We start from the raw sequence: 23,522 nt of genomic DNA, 5'->3' as shown, positions 1-23,522 counted from the left end.
GCGACCCTAGCGGGGCAGCGGCACCCGCGCGGACACTTCGGTCGGACCGCCGGCCGGGCTGGTGACGGTCAGCTCGCCGTCGACCGTCCGCAGCCGCTCGGCGACGCCGGCCAGCCCGCCGCCCGGCACGATCCGGGCGCCGCCGGGACCGGTGTCGCGCACCCGCAGCAGCAGGACGTCCGGGGTTTCGGTGACTTCGACGAGCGTCGTCCCGCCGTGTTTCGCGGCGTTGGTGAGCAGTTCGGCGGCGCTGAAGTAGACGATCGTCTCCAGCGACGGCGGTGGGCGGCGCGGCAGGTCGACGGCGACCTGCGCGTCGATCCCGGAGGTGGCGACGAGCGTGGCGAGGGCGACGTCGAGGCCCGCGTCCAGGGCGGCCGGGTGGATGCCGCGGGCGAGGTCGCGCAGTTCGGTGAGGGCCTGCTTGGCGTTGGCGTGCGCGGCGGTGACCAGCTGCTTGACCTGCGGGAGGTCGACGTCGGCCAGCTCGTCCTTGGCCAGGCCGAGTTTCATGGCCAGCGCGACGAGCTGGGCCTGCGCGCCGTCGTGCAGGTCGCGTTCGATGCGCCGCAGCCGCAGGGCGGCGTCCTCGACGGCGGTCGCGCGGCTCGCTTCGAGGTCGCGGACGCGGGCGGACAGGTCGCGCTCGCCGAGCAGCCCGACGACCAGCAGCCTGTCGAGCGCGGCGAAGGCGTGCGTCACCCGCGGCAGCGCGACCAGCACGAGCAGCCCGGACGCCGACCAGGCCAGCGCACCCGCCCAGTGCTCGGCGCGGATGTCGAAGACGGGCAGTTCCCGTTCGCCCATCGGGAACCAGAAGAAGCAGTAGGTGGTGGCGGCGAAGCTGTAGAGGGTCGCGGTGAGGACGGTGCCGAGCCCGACGAGGGTCAGCGGCATTCGCAGCAGCAGGTAGCCGATGGCCCGCCAGCCCGCGGGATCGCCGACGCGCGCCTTCACCCAGCTCCACAGCCCGGGTTTGAGCTCGGGCCGCCGTGGGGCGGGGACGCTGACGCCGAGCAGGGCTTTCGCGAGCATCCGGTGGGCGGCCCCGATGCCCCGGGCGTAGAAGACGGCGCCGGCGAGGACGAGGAACCCGAGCAGGACGGGGGTGAGCCAGAGGCCGGCCGCGAGCACGACGAGGAAGGTGAGCAGGGCGAAGACGGTGAGCGGGGCGGCGAGCCAGAGCCAGAGGTACTCGGCCCGGAAGTCCCGCGTGGCCAGGGGGCCGAAGACGCGGCGCAGCGGGTGGGGTGGGTCGAGGGTGGTCACGGGATTCAGTGTTGCCCGCGGGCGGCGGGGTTGCCCATGGGGTTTTCCCCCGAGTCGGTTACGGAACTCCGCAGGGTGCCGGCGAACGGGGACCTGGTCGTCCGCGCTGTCGGAAGGCGGCGAAGCGGGTCCGGGCTTCGAGCTGGATCCTGTTCGCCGGCCTGGCGTACTTGCTGCTGGTCGACCGGCGGGTTCCGTTCGGTGCGGCACGTGAAGGCGGCGCCGGCCCGCCGGGGCGCCCCCCGTTTTCCACGCTACCGGTGACCACCGACAATTCCGTCCGCCGGAAACCGTGAACGGCCTCCCCGAAGCACGAGGAGGCCGTTCACGAAACCCGCGTCACGGCGTGTCCGGGTCGTCCTCCCGGGCTCGCTGGGCCGCCTCGCGCATCTCGATCACGTCCGTGAGCCACTCGCCCGTTTCGCGGGCGACGTCGCGGATCGCTCCCGTGATGATCGACGCTATGTTGCCGACGTGCGTCGCCGCTGATTCGGTGATCACCTGCAGGGTGTCCTTCTCTCGTTCGAACTGGCCCACCATGTCACCCTCACGCTGCTCGGAGCTGCCGGTCGGGTTCCACGGTAGCCGGGGACTGCGGGGCGGGCAGGGCCAGCTTCACGATCTTCTTCGCCACCGACCAGAGCTGCCGGCGCAGCGGGCCCGTGTGGTACGGCAGCCCGTACTTCTCGCAGATCGCGCGCACTTCGCCGGCGATCTGCGGGTAGCGGCGCGCCGGGATGTCCGGGAACAGGTGGTGCTCGATCTGGTGGGACAGGTTGCCGCTCAGGATGTGGAAGAGCGGGCCGCCGGTGATGTTCGCCGAACCCAGGATCTGGCGCAGGTACCACTGGCCCCGCGATTCCGAAGCGGTTTCCTCTTCGGTGAAGCTTTCGACGTCCGCCGGGAAGTGGCCGCAGAAGATGATCGCGAACGCCCACAGGTTGCGGGTCAGGTTCGCCGTCGCGTTGCCGAGGAACGTCAGCGGCGCCAGCGGGCCGGTCAGCAGCGGGAACAGCACGTAGTCCTTGCCGATCTGCCGCGACGCCTTCCGCACGATCTTCCGCAGCACCGGCACGTTGTCCGCCCAGGTCCGCGTGCCCTTGACGACGTTCTCCACCTCGAGGTCGTGCAGCATCACGCCCCACTGGAAGAAGATCGCCAGCAGCGTCGCGTACACCGGGTTGCCCAGGTAGTACGGGTGCCACTTCTGGGCGGTGTCCATCCGCAGGATCCCGTAGCCGACGTCGCGGTCCTTGTCGACGATGTTCGTGTACGTGTGGTGGATGTAGTTGTGCGAGTGCCGCCAGTTCTCCGCCGGCGCCACCGTGTCCCACTCGAACCGCTGCGAGCTCAGCGCCGGGTCGCGCGTCCAGTCGTACTGGCCGTGCATGACGTTGTGGCCGATCTCCATGTTGTCGAGGATCTTCGCCAGCGACAGCGCGCCGACGCCGGCCAGCCACGCCGGCGGGAAGAACCCGGCGAACAGCAGCGCCCGCCCGGCGACCTCCAGGCCGCGCTGGGTCTTGATGACGTTGTGGATGTAGTCGACGTCCTCCTGGCCGAGGTCGTCGACGATCCGCTGCCGCAGCGCGTCGAGCTCGCGGCCGAACTCCTCGACCTGTTCCGGGGTCAGGCGGTCCTGCAGACCGGTCATGACAATCTCCTCTAAGCGTCGATCTCGACGTCCCCGACCGGGACGGAGATGCAGAGCTGGATTTCTTCGTCTTCGTCGCCGGACACCTCGCCGGTGCGCGCGTTGCGGACGCGCCCGGCCGTCTTCAGCTGGGTGCAGGAGAAGCAGATGCCCATCCGGCAGCCGTGCTCCGGCGCCAGCCCGGCTTCCTCGGCCTGCTCCAGCAACGGCTTCCCCGAGTTCGCGCATTCGCGGCCGCTGCGGCGGAACCGCACCCGGCCCTCGGCGTCCGCCGTGTCGAAGGTCAGCGCCGGCGGCGTGAACTCTTCGGTGTGCACGCGTTCACCGAGCTCCTCGCGCACGGCGTCCATCAACGGCTTCGGGCCGCAGACGAACGTCTCCGCGTCGCGGAACCCCGGCTCGATGTGCTCGACCGAGAAGAACCCGGTCAGGTCGCCGCCCTTCGAGTGGGTGTAGGCGTGCACGACCCGCAGCCCCGGGTGCCGGGCGGCGAGCTCGGCCAGTTCGGTGCGGTACAGCGCGTCGGCCGGGCCGTTCGAGTACTGCACGAACACGATCTCGCCGGGGTGACCTTCGTCGACCAGGGTGCGCGCCATGGCGAGCACCGGCGTGATGCCGCTGCCGCCGGCGATCAGCAGCACGCGGTCCGGCCGGGTGGCCGGGAGCGTGAAGCCGCCGTCCGGAGTGGACAGATTGACGACCGAGCCGACGCCGATCGCCCGGTTCAGGTGCCCGGAGACCAGGCCCTGCTCCTTGACCGTGAACTCCAGTTCGCCGTCGTACTGCGAACCGCACGGCGAATAGCAGCGCGTGCGCCGGACGCCGTCGATCTCCACCTGCACGCGGACGTACTGGCCGGCGGTGAACCCGGGCCACGCGCGGCTCGGCCGGACGGTGAGGGTGACGCTGTCCGGCGTCTGCTTGCGCACCGCCGTGACCAGCCCCCGGATCTCGCGGCGGACCAGCATCGGGTCGACGAGCTCCAGGTACCGGTCCATCCCGTGCGGCGTCAGCAGCGCCTCGGCCAGCGAGGCGAGGCCGCGCACCCGCCGGGGGATGAGCGCCGTCATCTCCGAACCTCCTCGGTTACAGTGAACGACTGTGCACTCAATAGTGCACTGCAGGAGTGGACGCCCTGTCAACGCGAGACGCGAAGGATGTGACGTGAGCAACGCGGTGGACACCCGTACGCTGGAACCCGTGTCCGAACCACTGACGCCGGTGAGCCGCCAGGAGCGCAAACTGCGCACCCGCCAGGCGTTGCTGGACACCGCCCTCGAGCTGCTGGCCGACCGCCCGTTCGCCACGCTGTCCCTGCGCGAGGTCGCGAAGGGCGCCGGCATCGTCCCGACGGCCTTCTACCGGCACTTCGCCACGATGGAGGACCTCGGCGTCGCGCTCGTCGAAGAGGCGACGCGCACGCTGCGCGGCATGATGCGTTCCGCCCGCACCGATCCGGACACCTACCAGGGGATGATCAGCGCCTCGGTGGCCACGGTGCACCAATTCGTCCGGGCGAACGAGGACCATTTCCGGTTCCTCACCCGCGAGCGGTACGCCGGCGGCCCGCTCGCCCAGGCGATCGGCGTCGAACTGCGGATGTTCTCCGGTGACCTCGCGATCGACCTCGCGCGGTTCGCGCCGCTGCGGTCGTGGAGCACCGAAGACCTGCACATGCTGGCCGACTTGATCGTTTCCGTGATGCTGACGACCATTGTCGAACTGCTGGAAGCCCGCCCAGGCGAAGACGCGAAAATCACCGGAACGGCGGAAAAACGGCTGCGCCTGGTCCTGCTGGGCGTCCCGCACTGGAAAACGACCTGAACGTTTCCCGCACGACGCTCGTATTTCCCGGCACAACCGGCAGACTTGCGACCCAGGTCACTGGGGACTGTCGGTCCGGCGTGGTACAACCCTCGGATCGTGCCTCGCCGATGAGGAGGTCGTGTGACGGACAGCGAACAGAGTCAGCAGCTCACCGTGGGTGTGGTGGCCGAATCACGCCCCGGGGAGCGGCGGGTGGCGATGGTGCCCAAGCTCGTCGGGCGGCTGGCGCAGCGCGGGCTGCGCGTCGTCGTCGAGCCGGGCGCCGGATCCGGCGCGCACCTGAGTGACGACGCGTACACCCGAGCGGGCGCCGAACTCGGCGACGCCTGGGGCGCGCCGATCGTCGTGAAGGTCAACCCGCCTTCGCCGGGGGAAGTCGCGAAACTGAGCCGGGGCGCCGTGCTCGTCGGTTTCCTCGATCCGCGCGGCAACCCGGAAGGGCTCGCGAAGCTCGAAGAAGCGGGGTTGCGCGCCTTCGCGATGGAGGCGATCCCGCGGATTTCCCGGGCGCAGGCGATGGACGCGCTGTCGTCGCAGGCCAGCATCGGCGGCTACCGCGCGGTGCTGCTCGCCGCGCAGAAACTCCCGCGGTTCTTCCCGATGCTCACCACCGCGGCCGGCACCGTCCCCCCGGCCAAGGTGCTCGTCCTCGGCGCCGGCGTCGCCGGCCTGCAGGCGCTCGCCACGGCGAAACGGCTCGGCGCCCAGACCACCGGCTACGACGTGCGGCCCGAGGTCGCCGAACAGGTCAAGTCACTCGGCGCGCAGTTCCTCGACCTCGGCATCGAGGCGGTCGGCGAAGGGGGGTACGCCCGCGAGCTGACGCCGGAAGAGCGCGAGGAGCAGCAGCGGCGGCTCACCGAGGCCATCACGAAGTTCGACGTCGTGATCACCACCGCGCTGGTCCCGGGCCGCAAGGCGCCGACCCTCGTCACCGCGGACGCCGTCAAGGGCATGCCCGCCGGGTCCGTCGTGGTCGACCTCGCGGGCGAGACCGGCGGCAACTGCGAGCTGACCAAGCCGGGCGAGGACGTCGTGGAGCACGACGTCACCATCTCCTCCCCGCTGAACCTGCCCGCCGAAATGCCTTCGCACGCCAGCGAGCTGTACGCGCGCAACGTCGTCGAGCTGCTGGAGCTGCTCGTGACGAAGGAAGGCGCGCTGGAGCTGAACTTCGAAGACGAGATCGTCGCCGGTGCCTGCGTGGCCGGGCGCGAAGGGAGCGCGTCGTGAGCCCACTGGTGCAGAACCTGGCGGTGCTCGTGCTCGCCGGGTTCGTCGGCTTCGCCGTCATTTCGAAGGTGCCCAACACCCTGCACACCCCGCTGATGTCGGGCACCAACGCCATCCACGGCATCGTGCTGCTGGGCGGCCTGGTCGTGCTCGGCCTCGGCGTCGACGGCGTGTTCAACAAGATCCTGCTGGTGATCGCCATCGCCTTCGGCACGATCAACGTCGTCGGCGGGTTCCTCGTCACCGACCGGATGCTGTCGATGTTCAAGGCCAAGAAGCCGGTGCCCGGTGAGGAGGACGAGAAGTGACGGACTTCATCGCGATCCTCTACATCATCGCGTTCGCCCTCTTCATCTACGGCCTGATGGGCCTGACCGGCCCGCGCACCGCCGTCCGCGGCAACTGGATCGCCGCGGTCGGCATGGGCATCGCCGTCGTCGCCACCCTGCTGACCCCGGGGATGGGCAACTGGGTGCTCATCGCGCTCGGCGTCGGGATCGGCGTCGTCGTCGGCGTGCCGTCGGCGCGCAAGGTCAAGATGACCGCGATGCCGCAGATGGTGGCGCTGTTCAACGGCGTCGGCGGCGGCGCGGTCGCGCTCATCGCGTGGGTCGAGTTCAACTCCACCGACGGCTACGCCCACGAACCGGCGTACATCGCGATCGCCTCGCTGTTCGCCGCCATCATCGGCTCGATCTCCTTCTGGGGCTCGAACGTCGCGTTCGGCAAGCTCCAGGAGCTGATCAGCGGCCGCCCGATCACCCTCGGCAAGCTCCAGCAGCCGATCAACCTGCTGCTCCTGGCGATCGCGGTCGTCTGCGCGGTGCTCATCATCACCGGCAACGACAGCGAGCTGCTGATCATCGGGCTGCTGGTGGCGGCGGGCATCCTCGGCCTCACCGTCGTGCTGCCGATCGGCGGCGCGGACATGCCGGTGGTGATCTCCCTGCTCAACGCCTTCACCGGCCTCTCGGCCGCGGCGATGGGCCTGGCGCTGGACAACACGGCGCTGATCGTGGCGGGCATGATCGTCGGCGCGTCCGGCTCGATCCTGACGAACCTGATGGCCAAGGCGATGAACCGGTCCATCCCGGCGATCGTCGCGGGCGGCTTCGGCGGCGGTCCCGCGGTCGCGGCCGGCGGCGGGGCGAAGGAGGCCCGCCCGGTGCGTTCGACCAGCGCGGCCGACACCGCGATCCAGATGGCCTACGCCAGCAAGGTCGTCGTGGTGCCCGGCTACGGCATGGCCGTGGCGCAGGCGCAGCACACCGTCCGCGAGATGGCGAAGCTGCTGGAGAAGAAGGGCATCACGGTCGCCTACGCGATCCACCCGGTGGCCGGCCGGATGCCGGGGCACATGAACGTGCTGCTCGCCGAGGCCGACGTGCCCTACGAGCAGCTCAAGGAGATGGACGAGATCAACTCCGAGTTCGCCCAGACCGACGTCGCGCTGGTGATCGGCGCGAACGACGTCACGAACCCGGCCGCGCAGACCGACCCGAGCTCGCCGATCTACGGGATGCCGATCCTCAAGGTCAACGAGAGCCGGTCCGTGATCGTCTTGAAACGCGGGATGGCCTCGGGCTTCGCGGGCATCGACAACGACCTGTTCTACGATCCGAAGACCAGCATGCTCTTCGGGGACGCCAAGTCGTCGGTGGGCGAGATCGTGGAGGAACTCAAGGCGCTATGACGACCGGGTCGGATGTTCGTGCGGCGTTCACGGATCCGGCCGAGAATCTCGCTTTCGACGAAGCGCTCCTCCGGGTTGCGCCCGAGTCACCGGTGCTGTGGCTCTGGCGCAACCCGGTTTGCGTCGTGGTGGGGCGCGGGCAGCGGATCGCCCGCGAAGTGCGCGTCGACGAGTGCGTCCGCGACGGCGTCCCGGTGCTGCGGCGGGCCAGCGGCGGCGGCACCGTGTTCCACGACCCGGGCAACCTGAACGTCACGTTGGTCCTGCCCGGCCCGGCGGACCGGCCCCTCGAGGCACTCGGCCAGGTGATGAGCGCCGCCGTCGACCAGCTCGGGCTGGTGCCGCGGATCGGCGACCGCGGGCTGTTCATCGGTGACGCGAAGCTGTGCGGGTTCGCGGTGTTCCGCACGAAGACCGGCCTGCTGGCCCACTCGACGCTGCTGGTCGAGACGGCGGCCGGCCTCGTCGGCCGCTACCTGACCAGCGCACCGCCGGATCCGCGGCCGCTCGACTCGCACCGCAGCCCGGTGGCGTCGCTGGCCGAGCACGGCCTGCGCCCCGGGTTCCCGGCGGTCGAGGCGGCGGTGCGGGCGGCGGCGTCGCAGCTGCTCGGGACGTTCGTGCCCCGCCCGCCGTCGGCGGCCGAGCTGGCGCGGCAGCGGGCGTTGCTGCACACCCGCTACCGCTACCCGTCCTGGCACGCCGACGGCGCCCAGCGCGCGGCCTGAGCCGTCTACTGTGGACTTACTCGGCCGCCGAGAACATGACGGTCGGCACCTTGCGGGCGGCCGCGCGGGCGGTGGTCTTCGGCTCCGCGGCCTTCCTGGTGCGGGTGGTCTTCGCGGGTTCGGCCTTCTTCTCCGGGGCGGCCTTCGGCTTGGCGGCCTTCGTTTTCGGGGTGGTTCTCTCCGCTTCGGTCTTCTTCGCGCCGGGGACGGTCCGGGGGCGGTTCTTGCGGCCGCCGGTGCGGCGTCCGGCGTCGGCGTAGCGCTGCAGGAGTTCGCGCAGCGCTTCGGCGTTGGCGAAGGAGAGGTCGATGTCGTAGTCGATGCCGTCCAGCCCGAACCCGACGGTCTCCGCCGCGGGCTCGCCGGTCAGATCATCCAGCACCTGCACAGCCGTGTTCCTGGCCACGACAAACCTCCCGTGCTCGAACTCGTGTGTTCGCGCGCACCGGGCCCGACGGCATCCGGTGCCGCCGAAAACTTGCAGCTTCCTGACGGAGGATAGCCGCTGGCTTGCGTGATCCCGCGTAGTGGTGTGACCTGAACCCATGCCTGGAGAGACTTTTGACGTAGTGGTGATCGGCGCGGGTCCGGTGGGGGAGGTGGCCGCGGAACGGGCGGCTCGCGGAGGCCTGAAGGTCGCCCTCGTCGAGCACGAACGCTTCGGCGGCGAGTGCTCCTACTGGGCCTGCATCCCGAGCAAGGCGTTGCTGCGGCCGGGAAATCTGCTGGCCGCCGCCAAGCGGGTGCCGGGCGTGCCGGTCGGCGACCGGGTCGACCCGGCGGCGGTGTTCGCGCGCCGTGACTGGTTCACCGGCAAGGGCGACGACTCGGGACAGGTCGACTGGGCCCGCGGCGCGGGCATCGAGCCGATCCGCGGGCACGGCGAGATCACCGGTGAGCGGGAGGTGACGGTCGGCGGCGACCGCGTCCTGACCGCGCGGCACGCGGTGATCGTGTGCACCGGCAGCGTGCCGAGCACGCCGACGATCCCGGGCCTCGACACGATCCGGCCGTGGGGTTCGCGGGAAGCGACGTCGGCGTCCTCGGTGCCCGGGCGCCTCGGCGTCCTGGGTGGCGGCGTGGTCGGCGTCGAGATGGCGCAGGCGTTCGCGTCGCTGGGCTCGGAGGTCCACCTGGTGATCAGCGGCCCGCGTCCGCTGCCGCGCAACGCCTCCTTCGCCGGTGACCTCGTGCTGGCGGGGTTGCGCGAAGCCGGCGTCCAGGTGCACACGGACTCGGGGGTGTCCTCGGTGGCCGCGGGGGACGCCGGGACGACGTTGACGCTCAAAGACGGTTCGACGCTCGTCGTCGACGAGTTCCTGGTGGCGACCGGCCGCCGTCCGGCGACCGCCGGGCTCGAGCGCTTCGGCATCGAGCCCGGGCACCCGCTGGAGACCGACGACACCGGCCGCGTGTCCGCAGTGGACGGTGGCTGGCTGTTCGCGGCGGGCGACGTCACGGGCCGCGCGCCGCTGACCCACCAGGGCAAGTACGGCGCCCGCGCGGCGGGCGACACGGTGGCGGCCCTGGCGGCGGGCACGTTCACGGAGCCGTCGCCGTGGAGCCGCTTCACCGCGACGGCCGACCACCACGCGGTGCCCCAGGTGGTGTTCACCGACCCGGAGGTGGCGGCGGTCGGCCTCGCGGACGCGCGCCCGGGCTCGGCGGACCGCGTCGTCGACATCGACATCGCGGTGGCGGGCTCGTCGTTGCACGCGGACGGCTACACGGGCAAGGCCCGGATGGTGGTCGACACGGAGCGGAACGTGCTCCTGGGTGTGACGTTCGTCGGCCAGGACGTCTCGGAGCTGCTGCACTCGGCGACGATCGCGATCGTGGGCGAGGTGCCTCTGGACCGCCTGTGGCACGCGGTGCCGTCGTTCCCGACGATCAGCGAGGTCTGGCTGCGGCTGCTGGAGGCGTACGGGCTCTGAGGGTCACTGGGCGGGCAGGTCGAGGGCGGCCTTGGCGGCCCGGACCAGGCCGGGATCGTCCGCAGTGGACGGTCCCGGCACCCAGACGGCCTGCACGAGCCGCACGGACGAGCCATCGAGCTTGCTGGCGTAGGCGGCGTTCTCGAAGCGCGGCGTCGGGGTGGCGCCCCACTGGCCGGTCTCGGTGGCGAGGTCGAGGACCCCGCCCCCGCCGGGCGTATCGGCAACGGCTTTGAAGGCGGCGGCCTGGGCGGCATCGGGGAACGCGACGATCCCGACGGTGACGGCCCCGTTGCGGCCGTCGATGGTGGCGGCGTAGCTGGCGCGTTTGACGCCGGAGCAGCTGGTCTGCTGAAGGCTGGCTTGGGCATCGCCGAAGGCGTGCGAGGCACAGCCTTGATCCCCACCGGCGGCGCGGAGGGCGAACTGGAGGCTCCGCACGGCGGTGGTGGGCGGAGCGGTCTGGGAGGTGGCAGGGGGAGGAGGGGCGGGCGCGGCGGCGGTGCCATCCCCGGTGGTGGCCACGGCGATGGCGGCGACGGCGAGGAGGACGAGCCCACCGATGGCGCCGAGCGGCAGCCACCGGACGGTGCGGGGGGCCGGAGTGGCGGGTTCGGGCTTCGGCCGGGGGCGGGGGAAGGGCTGCGGGGAGGGCAGCGCGAGCTCGGGTGCTTGCCGCGGGTTGGGGGCGGGGTCGGGTTGCGCGGCTTCGGCTGGCTGGGAAGGAGTGCCCGGCTTGGCTTGGGTGGGGGTCGGCCCGGCTTCGGTCGACTGGGGAGGAATGCCCGGCTTGGCTTGGGTGGGGGGCGGCCCGGCGGTCGGCTGGGGAGGGGTGCTCGGCTCGGCTTGGGCGACGGTCGGCCCGGCTTCGGTCGACTGGGGAGGAATGCCCGGCTTGGCTTGGGTGGGGGGCGGCCCGGCGGTCGGCTGTGGAGGAGTGCTCGGCTCGGCTTTGGTGGGCTGCGGGTTGGGCTGCTCGGGTGCGGCTTGGGTGGCGTCGGCCGGTTGTGGGGAAATGCTCGGCCCGGCTTGCTCGGCCCGCGGGACATGCCGCTGGGGCACGGCGGTCTGCGAGCCCGCTGCCGCCGCCTCGGTGGGACGCGGAGTGGTTGGCCCGGTTTGGGCGGGGCGTGCGGGTGGGGAGTCGGGCGCCTCGGCGGTGCGCGGCGCGGCTTGCCCGGTTTCGGCTGGCTGCGGGGAAGTGCCCGGCTCGGCTCGGGCGGGCTCCGGGTCGAGCTGCTCGGCCGCGGCGGGCTGGGAGTCCGCCGCCGTGGGCTCGGGGGTCTGGGGTGTGGTCGGTTCGTCTTGGGCGGGCCGGGAGTCAGTATCGGCGGAGTCGGCAGGAGCCGCGGTCTGCTCGCCGCTCGGTGACGGCAGGTGGAGGTTTTCCGTCCGCTCAGTCTCGACGGCAACGGATTCAGCCGGTTCCGGACCATCCGAACGGGTGGCGTCGGCGGACCCGGACGGTTCCGTGCCGGGGAACACCGGGCGCCCCTCGGGATCGGCGGGGCGGTCCGGCTCCGCCGACGCGGGCGGCCGGAGTACCTCGGTGGGTTCGGCCGGCGGCGAAGTGGCGCCCGGGAACACCGGGCGCGCCTCGGGATCGGCTGCGCGGTCCGGTTCCGGCTGGAGCACCTCGGTGGGTTCGGCGTCGGCGGGTGGTGTGGCCTCCGCCGGGGTCTCCGTCCGCCAGCCGGTCACGCCCACCGAAACAGCCGAAGCAGCCGAACCAGCCGCAGCAGGAGCGACCGCCGGGGGATCGTCCCAAAGGGACTCCGGAGGCGCGTCGTCCGTCAACCTGCTGAAGCCTTCGCCCAGCAGCACTTCGTCCGAAAACTCCGGGGCCGAGGGCGCCAGACCGCGGATCAGCGCCCGCACCTGGTCCACCGACCGCGGCCGGTGGGCCGTGCACAACGACACCGTTGCCGCCAGCATCGTCGTCGGGGTCGGGTGCAGCACTCGTACCGGGCCCGCCAGGTCCGCCGCCGGCTGGTCGACCGTCTCCACGTACGGCCCCACCGCGACGATCGTGCCCACCGGGGCCGTTCCCGGGACCAGTTCGGCAATTCGCCGTTCGCAAGCCTGCGAAACGTCCAGGGCCTCCGTGGCCGGGTTCACCGAATCGTCGTCCGCGACCAGGGGCCAGCCGTCCGCCTTCCAGGGGCCTCCCAACGGCGCCTCCAGGCGCAGGGCCGGGTCCGGGAGGTCGACGCCGATCACGATGATCACGCCGTGGGGGAGCAGGACCACGGCCTCGATCGGGCGGTCCGTCACGCCTCCGACACCCACCAGGGCGATGCCGCCGATGACGGTGCTGCCGCGGCCCAGGGATGCCAGCGCGGCCCGGATGTCGTCCGCCACCCGGGACTGCTGCCTCTCCAGGCGCACCAGTCGCACCGAAAGCCCCTTTCCGCTCGTCGTTCCGGGTCAACACGCTAGCGCGCGCAGCGCAGCGAACCGCGCGACACGGGGACGGCACGGCGCGGTGCCCTCCGAAAGTGGGGCGGCGGGTGACTTGTGGTGTTCATGTGGCCAAACGGCACGGTTGGGGTGCAGAATGTGCTACAACGCATCGGAGGCGGCATTCGGGAGCCGCGCTGAGGCCCGCGCTGAAAGCTCGGAGTAGGGCGTAGGGGAAGACGTCCCTCGTCGAGCAACAAGCGGAGGTAGCAGTGAGCACCCGTGGCAGCACCCGAGGTGTGGTGTACGTCCACTCGTCGCCGTCTGCGGTGTGTCCGCACGTCGAGTGGGCCATTTCGGGCACCCTGGGTGCCCGCGTTGACCTGAAGTGGACGGCGCAGCCGGCCAGTCCGGGTCAGCTTCGCGCCGAGTGCGGCTGGCGCGCGCCCGCGGGCACCGGCGCCAAACTGGCGTCCGCCCTCAAGGCGTGGCCGATGATTCGGTTCGAAGTCACCGAAGAGCCCAGCGCGGGCGTCGACGGCGAACGGTTCTGCTTCGCGCCCGGCCTCGGCCTGTGGCACGGCCGGACCAGCGCCAACGGCGACATCGTGGTGGGCGAGGACCAGCTGCGCGCGCTCGTCAGCATGACCCGCGGCGGCGAATCCCTCGCGCACAAGCTGGACGAACTCCTGGCCGCGAGCTGGGACGAGGCGCTCGAGCCGTTCCGCCACGCCGGCGACGGCGCGCCGGTGACCTGGCTGCACCAGGTCGGCTGAGCCCCGGGACGGGGGCCGGTACGCTCTCCGCGTGACCACCCCCGCCCCCAGCTCTCGCCAGCGCTGGCTGGTGCCCGTCGTGGTCGTGGTGCTGTCCGTGACCGTCGGCGGCGGCCTGCTCGCGCGCGAGCTCTACCGCCGGCCCGACCAGCCCGTCGACGACACCTCCGTCGCGGTCACGACGCCGTCGCCGTCCAGCGTCGGCGCGCCGGCCGCGGTGGACGACGACGTCCGGATGACCGACGACGCCAAGCGGCACCCGCAGGGCGACGCCGTGCGCCGGGTGCTGCAGAAGTACTTCGCGGCCATCAACAGCAAGCAGTACCAGCAGTGGGTCGCCGTGGTCACCGACGAGCGGGCCGCCGGCCAGTCGCAGAGCGACTGGAAGAAGGGCGTTCGCACCACAGAGGACAGCGACGCCCTCGTCTACCGGATCGAGCGCTCGTCCGGGAATTCGCTGCGCGTCCTGGTCGGGTTCACCAGCAGGCAGAACGTCGAGGACGCCCCGCTGTTCTTCCGCGAGCCGTGCATCAAGTGGCGGCTCGTCATCCCGATGGTGGCCGACGGCAAGACGCTGAAGGTCGCCGCCATCGACGGCGGGCCACCACCCGAACACGAGAAGTGCTGAAACTGAAGAAGGGCCCGGCCGGAGCCGGGCCCTTCTTCAGTTCCGGGACGGTCAGGCCGCCGGGGTGAACAGCAGCGCGGTGTTGTGGCCGCCGAACCCGAACGAGTTGCTGATCGCCGCGGTCAGCTCGACCTTGCGCGGCTCGCCCGCGACGACGTCCAGCTGCACCCGCGGGTCCAGGTCGGTCAGGTTCCGGGTGGCCGGCACCAGGCCGTGGTAGAGCGACAGGATCGTGATGATCCCCTCGACCGCGCCGGCCCCGCCGACGAGGTGGCCGAGCGAGGCCTTCGGCGCCGTCACGATCACGTGGTCGCCGACCGCCTTGCGGATCGCCGCCGCCTCGCCGATGTCACCCACCACAGTGGACGTCGCGTGCGCGTTCACGTGCCCGACGTCCGCCGCGGTGACCCCGGCCATCTTCATCGCCGCGCGCATGGCGGCGATCTGGCCGACGCCCTCGGGGTGGTTGCCGGTGATGTGGTAGGCGTCCGAGGTGATGCCGTGTCCCGCGATCGTCGCGTAGACGCGCGCCCCGCGGGCCTTCGCCAGGTCCGCGCGCTCCAGGATGACCACGCCGGCGCCCTCGCCGAGGACGAAGCCGTCGCGGTTGGCGTCGAACGGCCGCGACGCGCTCGCCGGGTCGTCGTTGCGCGTGGAGACCGTGCGGGCCTGGGCGAACCCGGCCAGCGTGATCGGGTGGATGCACGCTTCGGCGCCGCCGGCGATCACGACGTCGGCGCGCCCGGAGCGGATCATCTCCACGCCGCTGGCGATGCCCTCGGCACCCGAGGCACAGGCCGAAGCCGGGGAGTGCACCCCGGCCCGCGCCTTGAGGTCGATGCCCACGTGCGCGGCCGGGCCGTTCGGCATCAGCATCGGCACGGTCAGCGGCGACACCTTGCGGAGACCCTGCTGGTGCAACAGGTCGTTCTGGGTGAGCAGGGTGACCGGGCCACCGACCCCGGTGCCGATCGACACGCCGAGGCGGTCGGGGTCGACGTCGGTGTGCTCGTCGGTCGGCTCGGTGTACCCGGCGTCGGCCCACGCCTGCCGGGCGGCGATCAGCGCGACCTGCTCGCAGCGGTCCATCCGGCGGGCCTGGACCCGGGGCAGGACCTCGGTCGGCTCGACGGCCAGCTGACCGCCGATCTTGACCGGCAGCTGCAGCTCCTCGACCCAATCGGCCTCGATCGCGCGAACCCCGCTCGCCCCGGCCAGCAGACCGTCCCAGGTGGACGTGACGTCCCCGCCGAGCGGTGTGGTGGCGCCGAGACCGGTGATCACGACGTCGATGTTGCTCATGGGAGTCTCCTCAAGGAGGGAAGAGGACTTACTTCGAGTTGGCCGACACGTAGTTCACCGCGTCGCCCACGGTCTTCAGGTTGGCGAGCTCGTCGTCCGGGATCTTGACGCCGAACTTGTCCTCGGCCTGCACGGCGATCTCGACCATCGACAGCGAGTCGATGTCCAGGTCGTCCACGAACGACTTCTCGGCGGTGACGTCGTCCTGAGCCACACCGGCGACCTCTTCGACGATCTCGGCGAGGCCGGCGAGGATCTCAGCGTTGTCAGCCATGGGGTAGTTCCCTTCTCGGTCTTTCTGGGGGTCTGTTTCCCTCGGGCGAGTGCCCGCGGGGAGCGTAACGGTGGTCAGGGGCAGATGAACGCCTGCCCGGCGTAGGACAGGCCCGCGCCGAACCCGACCGCCAGCACCACGTCGCCGGTCTTCGCCGTCCCGGCCTTGCGCATGTGGTCCAGCGCGAGCGGGATGGACGCCGACGAGGTGTTGCCGGAGTACTTGATGTCGTCGGCGACGACCATGTCGTCGCGGGCGCCGTTGGCCCGCAGCTTCTTCGCGATCGCCTCGACGATGCGCAGGTTGGCCTGGTGCGGGATCAGCACGTCCACATCGGACGGCTTGAGCCCGGCGACCTCGAGCGCCTGCATCGCGATCGGCGCGATCTTCGTGGTCGCCCACCGGAAGACCGACTGGCCCTCCTGGTAGATGTACTTCTGGTCGCGCATGTAGATCAGGTCGACCAGGTCGCCCGCGCTGCCCCAGGAGACCGGGCCGATCTCCGGCTCGTCGGAGGCGCCGACCACCGCGGCGCCCGCGCCGTCGGCGAAGATGATCGCGTTGGCCCGGTCGACCGGGTCGACGGAGTCGGTGAGCTTCTCCGCGCCGATGACCAGGACCTTCTTCGCCGAGCCGGCCCGGATCAGGTCGGAGGCGACACCGAGGCCGTAGCAGAACCCGGCGCACGCGGCGTTGAGGTCGAACGCGCCGGGGCTGGGGATGCCGATCCGGGCCGCCACCTGCGCGGCGGCGTTCGGGATGAGCGTCGGCATGGTGCAGTTCGGCAGGATGACCGTGTCCACTTCGGACGGGTCGACCCCGGCGTCCTCCAGCGCGGCCTTGCCCGCGGCGACGGCGAAGTCGGTGAGCAGCTCGTCCTTCTCGGCGAACCGGCGCTCGACGATCCCGACCCGGGACTGGATCCACTCGTCGCTGGTTTCCATGATCTGGGACAGGTCGTCGTTGGTGACGATCTTCTCCGGCTGCGCGCTGCCGATGCCCAGCACGCGGCTGCCGCGGGAGCCGGTGTTGAGGCTCAGGGCGGGTCGGTCGGTCACGAGGCGTCCTCCTGGCGCAGCGCCGCCAGCTCGGCCGGCGTCTTCAGCGCGGTGATAGTGGTGACGACGCCCTTGAGCTGCCGCTTGACCAGGCCGGTCAGGGTGCCCGCGGGCGCGAGTTCGATCGTGCGGGTGACGCCGAGGGAGACCAGGCCGTCCATCGTCAGGTCCCAGCGGACCGGGCGGGTGACCTGGGAGACCAGCCGCGCCAGGTACTCGGCCCCGCTGGTGACGACGGCACCGTCCGCGTTGGACAGCAGCGGGCGGGTGGGGTCGGCCGGGGTCAGCTCGGCGGCGTGGGCGCGCATCGCCTCTTCGGCGGACGCCATGTAGGGCGTGTGGAACGCGCCGGCGACCTTGAGGGCGCGGATCTTCGTGCCTTCGAGGGGCTCGGCGACGATCTTCGCGATCGCGTCGGCGGCACCGGAGGCGACGATCTGGCCGGCACCGTTGCGGTTCGCCGCGGTCAGGCCCTGCTCTCCGAGCCACGCGACGACCTGCTCGGGGTCCCCGAGCATGACCGCGGCCATCGACGTCGGTTCCAGCGCGCACGCCTTCGCCATCTCGGCCCCGCGGACGGCGGCGAGCGCGACGGCGTCTTCGGGCTTCAGCACCCCGGCGATCGCGGCGGCCGCGAGCTCGCCGACGGAGTGGCCGGCGACCGGCGCGTCCGCGGGCACCGGCGCGGTGGCCTGGAGGTGCTCGAAGGTGAGCAGCGACAGCGCGACGATCAACGGCTGGGCGATCGCGGTGTCCTGGATCTCGTCGGCGTCCGACTCGGTGCCGAGGCGGAGCAGGTCGAGCCCGGCGCGCTCGGACCACTGCGCGACGCGCTCGCGCGCGCCGTCGAGGTCGAGCCAGGGCGTGAACATACCGGGGGCCTGGGACCCCTGGCCGGGAGCGAGGACTGCTGCTGTCACCCTTCAAGACAACACGGCGGAGGGCGTTCCCCGGGATGCCGACGTTCACAGTGTCTGTGCGGCGTCTTTGTCGGAACCCTCCAAAGACGCGCCGCAGAAGCTCGCGCGTAACCCGGAAGCCTTGTCGGGTTCAATCACCTTTCGCTGTTAAGTCCATCACGTGACGCCCGTCTCGGGAAGGCTCACTCCCGCGGGGTGAGCACGACGACCGGGATGACGCGATCGGTCTTGCGCGCGTACTCGTCGTAGAGCGGGAAGAGGCCCGCCATCGTGGTCCACAGCGGACCGCGCTCGGCCGCGGAGGCCGGCCGGGCGCGGGCGGTGAACCGGCGCGGGCCGACCTGGACGCCGACGCTCGGTTCGGCCAGGAGGTTCTTGAACCACGCGGGGTCCTCGTCGGCGCCGCCCTTGGACGCGACGACCACGAAGTCGTCCCCCGCGGTGCCGTAGATCAAGCACGTGCGCCGGGGCACCCCGGTCCGGCGGCCGGTCGTGGCGAGGATGAGCGTGCGCAGGCCGTTCGACTCGTGGCCCACGGCGCCGCCGGAGGCCAGGTAGGCGCGGGTCTGTTCGGCCACCCACGCCCACTGCGGGTCGGTGGAGTCGGTGGCGCGGTCGAGGTCGTCGGCGACGGCCATGAGGTGTCCTTTCCCAGTGGGTCAGCGGAGGTTTTCGGCGAGCGCGACGATGAGGCCCTCGGGACCGCGGACGTAGGCGAGCCGGTGGCTGCCCTCGTATTCGACCACCTCGCCCAGGAGCTCCGCGCCGTGCGGGCGCACGCGAGCGAGGACGGTGCCGAGGTCCTCGACGGCGAACATGATGCGGCGCATCCCGAAGGCGTTGACCGGCTCGGCGGCCCCGGCGGCCGGGGCCACCGGCGCGTGGAACTTCATCAGTTCGAGCCGCCCGTGGCCGTCCGGCGTGCGCACCACGGCCAGGTCGCACCGCACACCTTCGAGCGCGACGAGGCTGTCGACCTCCGGCCCGCCGACCGTCGCTTCGCCCTCGAGCTCCAGGCCGAGGGCGACGAAGAACGCCGTCACCGCCGCCAGGTCGTCGACGACGACGCCGACGTTGTCCATCCGCTGGATCGTCACGGGTTTCTCCCCGGGTCACGCGGCCGGGTGGCCGCTCCTGCCCTTGAGACGAAGCCGGCGCCGGGTTCTCGACATCACCAGAGGCCGCGGGCGCGCGCCAGCCGTCCGACGGTCAGCGCGATCCGCAGCACCAGCGCGTCGCGCGGGTCGGTCGCCTGGCAGCCGGTCAGGTCCGCGGCCTTGCGCAGCCGGTAGCGGACCGTGTTCGGGTGGACGAACAGCGTCTTCGCGCACGTCTCCAGCACGCCGCCGCTCTCCAGGTACGCCTCCACCGTGCGCTGCAACGTCGGGCCGGCCTCCTCCAGCGGGCGCGCGATCGTGTCCACCAGCAGGCGCTCGGCCTCCGCGTCCCCGGACAGCGCGCGCTCGGGCAGCAGGTCGCCCGAGCGCACCGGGCGGGGCGCGCCCGGCCAGCCGACCACCGCGCGCAGCCCCGACAACGCCTCCGTCGCGCTGTGGTGGGCCTCCGCCAGCGTCGGCACCGTCGGGCCGGCCACCACCGCGCCGTCGGCGAACGCCACCGACATCCGGGTCAGGATCTCCCGCTCCTTCACCCCGCCGTCGGTCGGGCCGCCCACCACGACCACCAGCCGGGAACCCTGCACCGACAGCAGGACCGGACGCCCGACGCGGGCCGCGCGGCTGCGGACCTCGAACACCACCGTCGGCGGGTCCTCCGACGGCGGGTTGCCGACCAGCACCGTCGCCGCCGCCGTGGGGTCCCAGCCCAGCGCCGTCGCCCGGGAGAGCACCGACTCCTCGGCGTCGCCGCGGACGATGCCGTCGACGACCAGCGCCTCCAGGCGGGCGTCCCAGGCGCCGCGTGCTTCCGCCGCCGCCGCGTAGGAATTCGCCGCCGCGAAGGCGATTTCCCGGCCGTAGCGCAGGATCCCTTCGATCAGCGCGGCCCGTTCGGCTTCGTTCGCGGCGAAATCGGGCAGCTGCTCCTCGAACACCTCGATGGCCAGCCGCACCATGCCGACCGCCTGGCGGAGGCTGATCCACCGCGAAAGCTCGGCCGGCGCGTCGCGGAACGCCTCGGTCGTGAGCTTCAGCGCCTCTTTGGAGTCCCGCAGCCAGTCGACGAACCCGGCGGCCCCGGCCTGGGTGATCAGCAGGACGCTCGCGCGCTGGTCGGCGGGCAGCCGGGCGAACCAGGGCAGCCGCCGCTCCATCACCGAGATGCTCGCGCTCGCCAGGCTGCCGGACGCGTGCTCCAGCCGCCGGAGCGTCTTCGCGGACAGTCCGTGGTGCTTCGGCACCCGGCGCGGGGCGGTGGTTCCATCCATGGCGGAGGCGATCCTACGTGCCCGCAACTTTGGTAGCCCCTCGCGGCAACGCGCGAGGGTAGGCGGCGCGTGTACGCACTGCCTAGGATCGGGGCCACACGAGAACGGGGGAACCGGAATGACCGGTTTGGAAATAGACGGGATCTCCAAACGCTACGGCGACGTGGTCGCCCTGCGCGAAATGACCTTCGACGTCCGTCCGGGCGAGTTGTTCGGCTTCGTCGGCAGCAACGGTGCCGGCAAGACCACGACCATGCGGATCGCGCTCGGCGTGCTCTCCGCCGACGCCGGCGAAGTCCGCTACGACGGCGCGCCCGTGACGCACGAAACGCGCCGCCACATCGGCTACATGCCCGAAGAACGCGGCCTCTACCCGAGGATGAAGGTGGCCGAGCAGCTGACGTACCTCGCGCGGCTGCACGGCATGCCCGCCGCCGACGCGCAGGCGTCGGTGACCAAGTGGACGGAACGGCTGGGCGTCGCCGGCCGCCGCGACGACGAGGTGCAGAAGCTCTCGCTCGGCAACCAGCAGCGCGTCCAGCTGGCCGCGGCGCTGGTGCACGAGCCGCGGATCCTGGTGCTCGACGAGCCGTTCTCCGGTCTCGACCCGGTCGCGGTCGACGTGATGAGCCAGGTGCTCAAGGAAAAGGCGGCCGAGGGGGTGCCGGTCGTGTTCTCCAGCCACCAGCTCGATCTGGTGGAACGGCTCTGCGACCGGGTCGGCATCGTCCGCAGTGGACAGATGGTCGCCAAGGGCACGGTCGACGAGCTGCGTGCCGGCGGCGCGCTGCGGCTGCGGGTCGACGTCCCCGAGGCCGCCGACGGGTGGGCCGACGGCCTGCCCGGGGTGAAGGTGCTCGGCCGGACGGGCGCGGTGACCGAGCTCGAGCTGGGCGCGGACGCCGACGACCAGGCCGTGCTCAAGGCGGCGCTGGCCACCGGGCCGGTCCGCGAGTTCGCCCGCGAACAGCCGTCACTGACCGAACTGTTCCGCTCCGTCGTCACCCACCAGGAGGTCCCGGCATGACCACCCCGGCTCCGGACGTCCGGATGAGCCCCGCGGCGGCGGTGGGCCTGGTCGCCTCGCGCGAGATCAGCACCCGCCTGAAGTCGAAGGCCTACCGCATCAGCACCGCGGTCACGCTGCTGCTGATCGTGGTCGGCATCCTGGCGATCAAGCTGTTCTCCGGTGGCGGCGCCGACTCGAAGGTCGGCTACACCCCGGCGACCGCCGGGTTCTCGGCGCCGCTGAAGGCGACCGGCCAGGCGATCGGCGAGACCGTCGACGTCATCCCGGTCGCCGACGAGGCCGCCGGGCGCGCCAAGCTGGCCGACGGCTCGCTCGACGCGCTGCTCACCGGCGACGGCAAGAGCTTGCACGTCCAGGTGAAGAAGGACCTCGACGGCAACCTGAAGGACGTCCTGCAGGTGCTGTCGCAGCAGGTGGCGGTCAGCCAGCAGGTCGCGGCGCTGGGCGGGGACCCGGCCCGGTTCCAGGAAGCGGTCGCCTCGGCGAAGTTCGTCGAGGACCCGCCGTTGGAGCAGCCCTACGACTACAACGGCCAGCAGCTCGTGCTGGGCATCATCGCCGGCATCCTGATCTACATGTCGCTGCTGATGAACGGCCAGATCGTCGCGCAGGGCGTCGTCGAGGAGAAGACCTCGCGCGTGGTCGAGCTGCTGTTGTCGACGATCAAGCCGTGGCAGCTGATGGCGGGCAAGGTGCTCGGCATCGGGGCGGTCGGGCTGATCCAGATGGTCGTGATCGGCGTCGGCGGGGTGGTGACCGCGCTGGCCACCGACGTGCTGACGATCTCCGTCTCGGCGGCGGTGGGCACGGTCGTCTGGCTGATCGTCTGGTACCTGCTCGGGTTCTTGATGTACTCGATCGTGTTCGCCGCGCTCGGGGCGCTGGTTTCGCGCCAGGAGGACGTCGGCGGCGTGACGACGCCGGCGCTGATGTTCGTGATCGCCGGGTACGTGATCGGTATTTCGGTGCTGCCGTCGGATCCGGGCAACACGTTCGTCGAGGTGCTTTCGGTGATCCCGGTGTTCTCGCCGACGCTGATGCCGATGCGGCTGGCCATGGGCGGGGTGCCCGTGTGGGAAGCCGTGGTGTCGGTGGGGCTGGTGGTGCTGCTGATTCCGGTATTGATCTGGTTTGCCGCGCGGATCTACCGGAACGCCGTCATGCGCACCGGCGCGAAAGTGAAACTCCGCGACGCCCTGCGCGCGGCCTGAGCGCCCGGCGAACGTCGCGAATGACTCATTCGGGACCTCTGACGTCCCGAATGAGTCATTCGCGACATCGGTGCCGGCCCCGCGCTCCGGGGCCGGAATCGTCCGGTTGCGGGGGCGTGTGCGCTAAATGCTCGAGGCCGCCCGGCGCTTGCGGTTTACGCTGCGCCGGACGGCCTCGTCTCCCCGGTCCCCACCGGTAGAACCAGTATGGCCACGGGTGATCTTCGCGCGCCAGTCGTCTCACTCGATCGTGGGGCGCACGAGTTGCCGCCCCTGGGTACTTGATCGACGATCCGGTGCAAATCCGTGGAGGGAGTCGGTATGGGCGAGCAACTGAAGGACGGGCTCGGGCAGGCGTGGGCCATGGTGGCCACGTTCGTCCCGAAACTCGTGGGATTCCTGATCATCCTGCTGATCGGCTGGTTGATCGCGAAAGCCGTCTCGAAAGGGCTGGCGCTCGTGCTCGGGAAAGCCGGTTTCGGGAAACTGGTCGAGCGGACCGGGCTGAGCGGAAAGGTCGGCCAGCAGAAGATCGACGCGACCGGGATCCTGGTCAAATTGGTCTACTACTTCATTCTGCTGATCGCGCTGCAGCTGGCGTTCGGCGTGTTCGGGCCGACCAACCCGGTGAGCCAGCTGCTCAACGACATCATCGCGTTCCTGCCGCGGATCGTGGTGGCGCTGGTGCTCGTGGTGGTGGCCGCGGCGATCGCGAAGGTGGTGCGTGACGTCGTCGCGTCCGCGCTGTCCGGCCGGGGCGCGGCCCGCCCGCTGTCGCTGGGGGCCTATTGGCTGATCATGGCGTTCGGCATCATCGCGGCCCTCGGACAGGTGAACATCGCGACGGCGATCACCGGCCCGGTGCTGATCGCGGTGCTGGCGACGATCGGCGGCGTGATCGTGGTCGGCTTCGGCGGCGGCCTGATCAAGCCGGCCCAGGACCGCTGGCGCGGCTGGATGGCGAACATGGAGCACCAGCTGGAGACCCCGGCCCAGCGCACGGGCGAGATGGGCACCGGCCCGGCCGCCCCGCGCGCGGCGGTCGGCGTGGACAGCACCCCGACGCCGCCGGTGGGCACCCCGCGCCCGCAGGTCTGATCGAAGGATCGCGGGGGAGTGGCGCGGGCCCGGCGGACGGGGATGCCGCCGGGCCCGCGCCGCGCTCCGAAGTCGCGAATGACTCATTCGGGACCTGCGAA

At 71.5% G+C, this 23,522-nt stretch carries 24 protein-coding genes; 11 read left to right on the top strand and 13 right to left on the bottom strand.

The window, feature by feature from the left end:
- Positions 1 to 6: 6 nt before the first annotated feature.
- The 4 genes from H5965_RS31085 to H5965_RS31070 form a co-directional block, all read right to left on the bottom strand.
- Positions 7 to 1,269: a sensor domain-containing protein gene (locus H5965_RS31085; protein WP_310974322.1), complete on the bottom strand. Its 1,263-nt coding sequence runs from the start codon at positions 1,267 to 1,269 to the stop codon at positions 7 to 9.
- Between the two features lie 339 nt (positions 1,270 to 1,608).
- Positions 1,609 to 1,809, bottom strand: a complete 201-nt coding sequence (locus H5965_RS31080; protein WP_310974321.1) for a hypothetical protein — start codon at positions 1,807 to 1,809, stop codon at positions 1,609 to 1,611.
- Between the two features lie 7 nt (positions 1,810 to 1,816).
- The gene (locus tag H5965_RS31075; RefSeq protein WP_310974320.1) at positions 1,817 to 2,923 is read right to left on the bottom strand and encodes an acyl-CoA desaturase; all 1,107 of its coding nucleotides are present in this window, start codon (positions 2,921 to 2,923) and stop codon (positions 1,817 to 1,819) included.
- Between the two features lie 11 nt (positions 2,924 to 2,934).
- Positions 2,935 to 3,993 carry an FAD-binding oxidoreductase gene (locus H5965_RS31070; protein WP_310974318.1) on the bottom strand — a complete coding sequence of 353 codons (1,059 nt, stop codon included), beginning with the start codon at positions 3,991 to 3,993 and terminating at the stop codon, positions 2,935 to 2,937.
- Between the two features lie 94 nt (positions 3,994 to 4,087).
- On the opposite strand from H5965_RS31070, the gene H5965_RS31065 reads away from it, so the two are divergent.
- The 5 genes from H5965_RS31065 to H5965_RS31045 all read left to right on the top strand — a co-directional run bounded on the left by H5965_RS31065 (position 4,088) and on the right by H5965_RS31045 (position 8,404).
- On the top strand, positions 4,088 to 4,747 hold the full coding sequence (locus H5965_RS31065) for a TetR family transcriptional regulator (RefSeq protein WP_310974317.1): 660 nt from the start codon (positions 4,088 to 4,090) through the stop codon (positions 4,745 to 4,747).
- Between the two features lie 123 nt (positions 4,748 to 4,870).
- Positions 4,871 to 5,983 (top strand): Re/Si-specific NAD(P)(+) transhydrogenase subunit alpha, encoded by a 1,113-nt coding sequence (locus tag H5965_RS31060; RefSeq protein ID WP_310974315.1) that lies wholly within the window; start codon positions 4,871 to 4,873, stop codon positions 5,981 to 5,983.
- Positions 5,984 to 5,988: 5 nt separating this feature from the next.
- Positions 5,989 to 6,291, top strand: coding sequence for an NAD(P) transhydrogenase subunit alpha (locus H5965_RS31055; RefSeq protein WP_091319377.1), 303 nt, complete (start codon positions 5,989 to 5,991; stop codon positions 6,289 to 6,291).
- Positions 6,288 to 7,676 carry an NAD(P)(+) transhydrogenase (Re/Si-specific) subunit beta gene (locus H5965_RS31050; RefSeq protein ID WP_310974313.1) on the top strand — a complete coding sequence of 463 codons (1,389 nt, stop codon included), beginning with the start codon at positions 6,288 to 6,290 and terminating at the stop codon, positions 7,674 to 7,676. The genes H5965_RS31055 and H5965_RS31050 overlap by 4 nt, the downstream gene beginning before the upstream one ends.
- The gene (locus H5965_RS31045) at positions 7,673 to 8,404 is read left to right on the top strand and encodes a lipoate--protein ligase family protein (RefSeq protein WP_310974312.1); all 732 of its coding nucleotides are present in this window, start codon (positions 7,673 to 7,675) and stop codon (positions 8,402 to 8,404) included. Before H5965_RS31050 ends, H5965_RS31045 begins: the two co-directional genes overlap by 4 nt.
- Positions 8,405 to 8,420: 16 nt before the next feature.
- Here H5965_RS31045 and H5965_RS31040 read toward each other — a convergent pair whose 3' ends face one another.
- Positions 8,421 to 8,810, bottom strand: coding sequence for a histone-like nucleoid-structuring protein Lsr2 (locus H5965_RS31040; RefSeq protein WP_310974309.1), 390 nt, complete (start codon positions 8,808 to 8,810; stop codon positions 8,421 to 8,423).
- Between the two features lie 139 nt (positions 8,811 to 8,949).
- Between H5965_RS31040 and H5965_RS31035 the strand changes: the two genes are divergently transcribed.
- Positions 8,950 to 10,338, top strand: a complete 1,389-nt coding sequence (locus H5965_RS31035) for an NAD(P)/FAD-dependent oxidoreductase (RefSeq protein ID WP_310974307.1) — start codon at positions 8,950 to 8,952, stop codon at positions 10,336 to 10,338.
- Positions 10,339 to 10,341: 3 nt separating this feature from the next.
- Here the strand turns inward: H5965_RS31035 and H5965_RS31030 are convergent, their stop codons facing one another.
- Complete coding sequence (locus H5965_RS31030) at positions 10,342 to 12,735, bottom strand: hypothetical protein (RefSeq protein WP_310974306.1); 2,394 nt, start codon at positions 12,733 to 12,735, stop codon at positions 10,342 to 10,344.
- 275 nt (positions 12,736 to 13,010) lie between these two features.
- Here H5965_RS31030 and H5965_RS31025 point away from each other — a divergent pair, with 275 nt between their 5' ends.
- Complete coding sequence (locus tag H5965_RS31025) at positions 13,011 to 13,514, top strand: DUF3145 domain-containing protein (RefSeq protein ID WP_191315073.1); 504 nt, start codon at positions 13,011 to 13,013, stop codon at positions 13,512 to 13,514.
- 31 nt (positions 13,515 to 13,545) lie between these two features.
- Complete coding sequence (locus H5965_RS31020) at positions 13,546 to 14,142, top strand: hypothetical protein (RefSeq protein ID WP_310974304.1); 597 nt, start codon at positions 13,546 to 13,548, stop codon at positions 14,140 to 14,142.
- Between the two features lie 51 nt (positions 14,143 to 14,193).
- On the opposite strand, the gene H5965_RS31015 is transcribed toward H5965_RS31020, so the two are convergent.
- The 7 genes from H5965_RS31015 to H5965_RS30985 form a co-directional block, all read right to left on the bottom strand.
- Positions 14,194 to 15,444, bottom strand: coding sequence for a beta-ketoacyl-[acyl-carrier-protein] synthase family protein (locus H5965_RS31015; RefSeq protein WP_310974303.1), 1,251 nt, complete (start codon positions 15,442 to 15,444; stop codon positions 14,194 to 14,196).
- Between the two features lie 28 nt (positions 15,445 to 15,472).
- Positions 15,473 to 15,718 (bottom strand): acyl carrier protein, encoded by a 246-nt coding sequence (locus H5965_RS31010; RefSeq protein WP_004559006.1) that lies wholly within the window; start codon positions 15,716 to 15,718, stop codon positions 15,473 to 15,475.
- Between the two features lie 74 nt (positions 15,719 to 15,792).
- Positions 15,793 to 16,776, bottom strand: a complete 984-nt coding sequence (locus tag H5965_RS31005; RefSeq protein ID WP_310974283.1) for a beta-ketoacyl-ACP synthase III — start codon at positions 16,774 to 16,776, stop codon at positions 15,793 to 15,795.
- Positions 16,773 to 17,696, bottom strand: a complete 924-nt coding sequence (locus tag H5965_RS31000) for an ACP S-malonyltransferase (protein ID WP_310974280.1) — start codon at positions 17,694 to 17,696, stop codon at positions 16,773 to 16,775. The genes H5965_RS31005 and H5965_RS31000 overlap by 4 nt, the downstream gene beginning before the upstream one ends.
- A gap of 182 nt (positions 17,697 to 17,878) precedes the next feature.
- Positions 17,879 to 18,334 carry a nitroreductase family deazaflavin-dependent oxidoreductase gene (locus tag H5965_RS30995; RefSeq protein ID WP_310974278.1) on the bottom strand — a complete coding sequence of 152 codons (456 nt, stop codon included), beginning with the start codon at positions 18,332 to 18,334 and terminating at the stop codon, positions 17,879 to 17,881.
- 21 nt (positions 18,335 to 18,355) lie between these two features.
- Positions 18,356 to 18,793 (bottom strand): VOC family protein, encoded by a 438-nt coding sequence (locus H5965_RS30990; RefSeq protein ID WP_310974276.1) that lies wholly within the window; start codon positions 18,791 to 18,793, stop codon positions 18,356 to 18,358.
- Between the two features lie 74 nt (positions 18,794 to 18,867).
- On the bottom strand, positions 18,868 to 20,082 hold the full coding sequence (locus H5965_RS30985) for a helix-turn-helix domain-containing protein (RefSeq protein WP_310974275.1): 1,215 nt from the start codon (positions 20,080 to 20,082) through the stop codon (positions 18,868 to 18,870).
- A gap of 118 nt (positions 20,083 to 20,200) precedes the next feature.
- Between H5965_RS30985 and H5965_RS30980 the strand changes: the two genes are divergently transcribed.
- The 3 genes from H5965_RS30980 to H5965_RS30970 all read left to right on the top strand — a co-directional run bounded on the left by H5965_RS30980 (position 20,201) and on the right by H5965_RS30970 (position 23,421).
- Entirely contained in the window at positions 20,201 to 21,109 is a 909-nt protein-coding gene (locus H5965_RS30980; protein WP_310974273.1) for an ATP-binding cassette domain-containing protein, read from the top strand.
- Entirely contained in the window at positions 21,106 to 22,323 is a 1,218-nt protein-coding gene (locus tag H5965_RS30975; protein ID WP_310974271.1) for an ABC transporter permease, read from the top strand. The genes H5965_RS30980 and H5965_RS30975 overlap by 4 nt, the downstream gene beginning before the upstream one ends.
- A gap of 321 nt (positions 22,324 to 22,644) precedes the next feature.
- On the top strand, positions 22,645 to 23,421 hold the full coding sequence (locus H5965_RS30970; RefSeq protein ID WP_310974269.1) for a mechanosensitive ion channel family protein: 777 nt from the start codon (positions 22,645 to 22,647) through the stop codon (positions 23,419 to 23,421).
- The last annotated feature ends 101 nt before the right edge of the window (positions 23,422 to 23,522 follow it).

The sequence above is a fragment of the Amycolatopsis sp. 505 genome (assembly GCF_031625235.1).
Classification (GTDB): Bacteria; Actinomycetota; Actinomycetes; order Mycobacteriales; family Pseudonocardiaceae; genus Amycolatopsis.
Note: the sequence above shows the minus strand (reverse complement) of the source record. Positions and strands in the feature narration are given on the sequence as shown.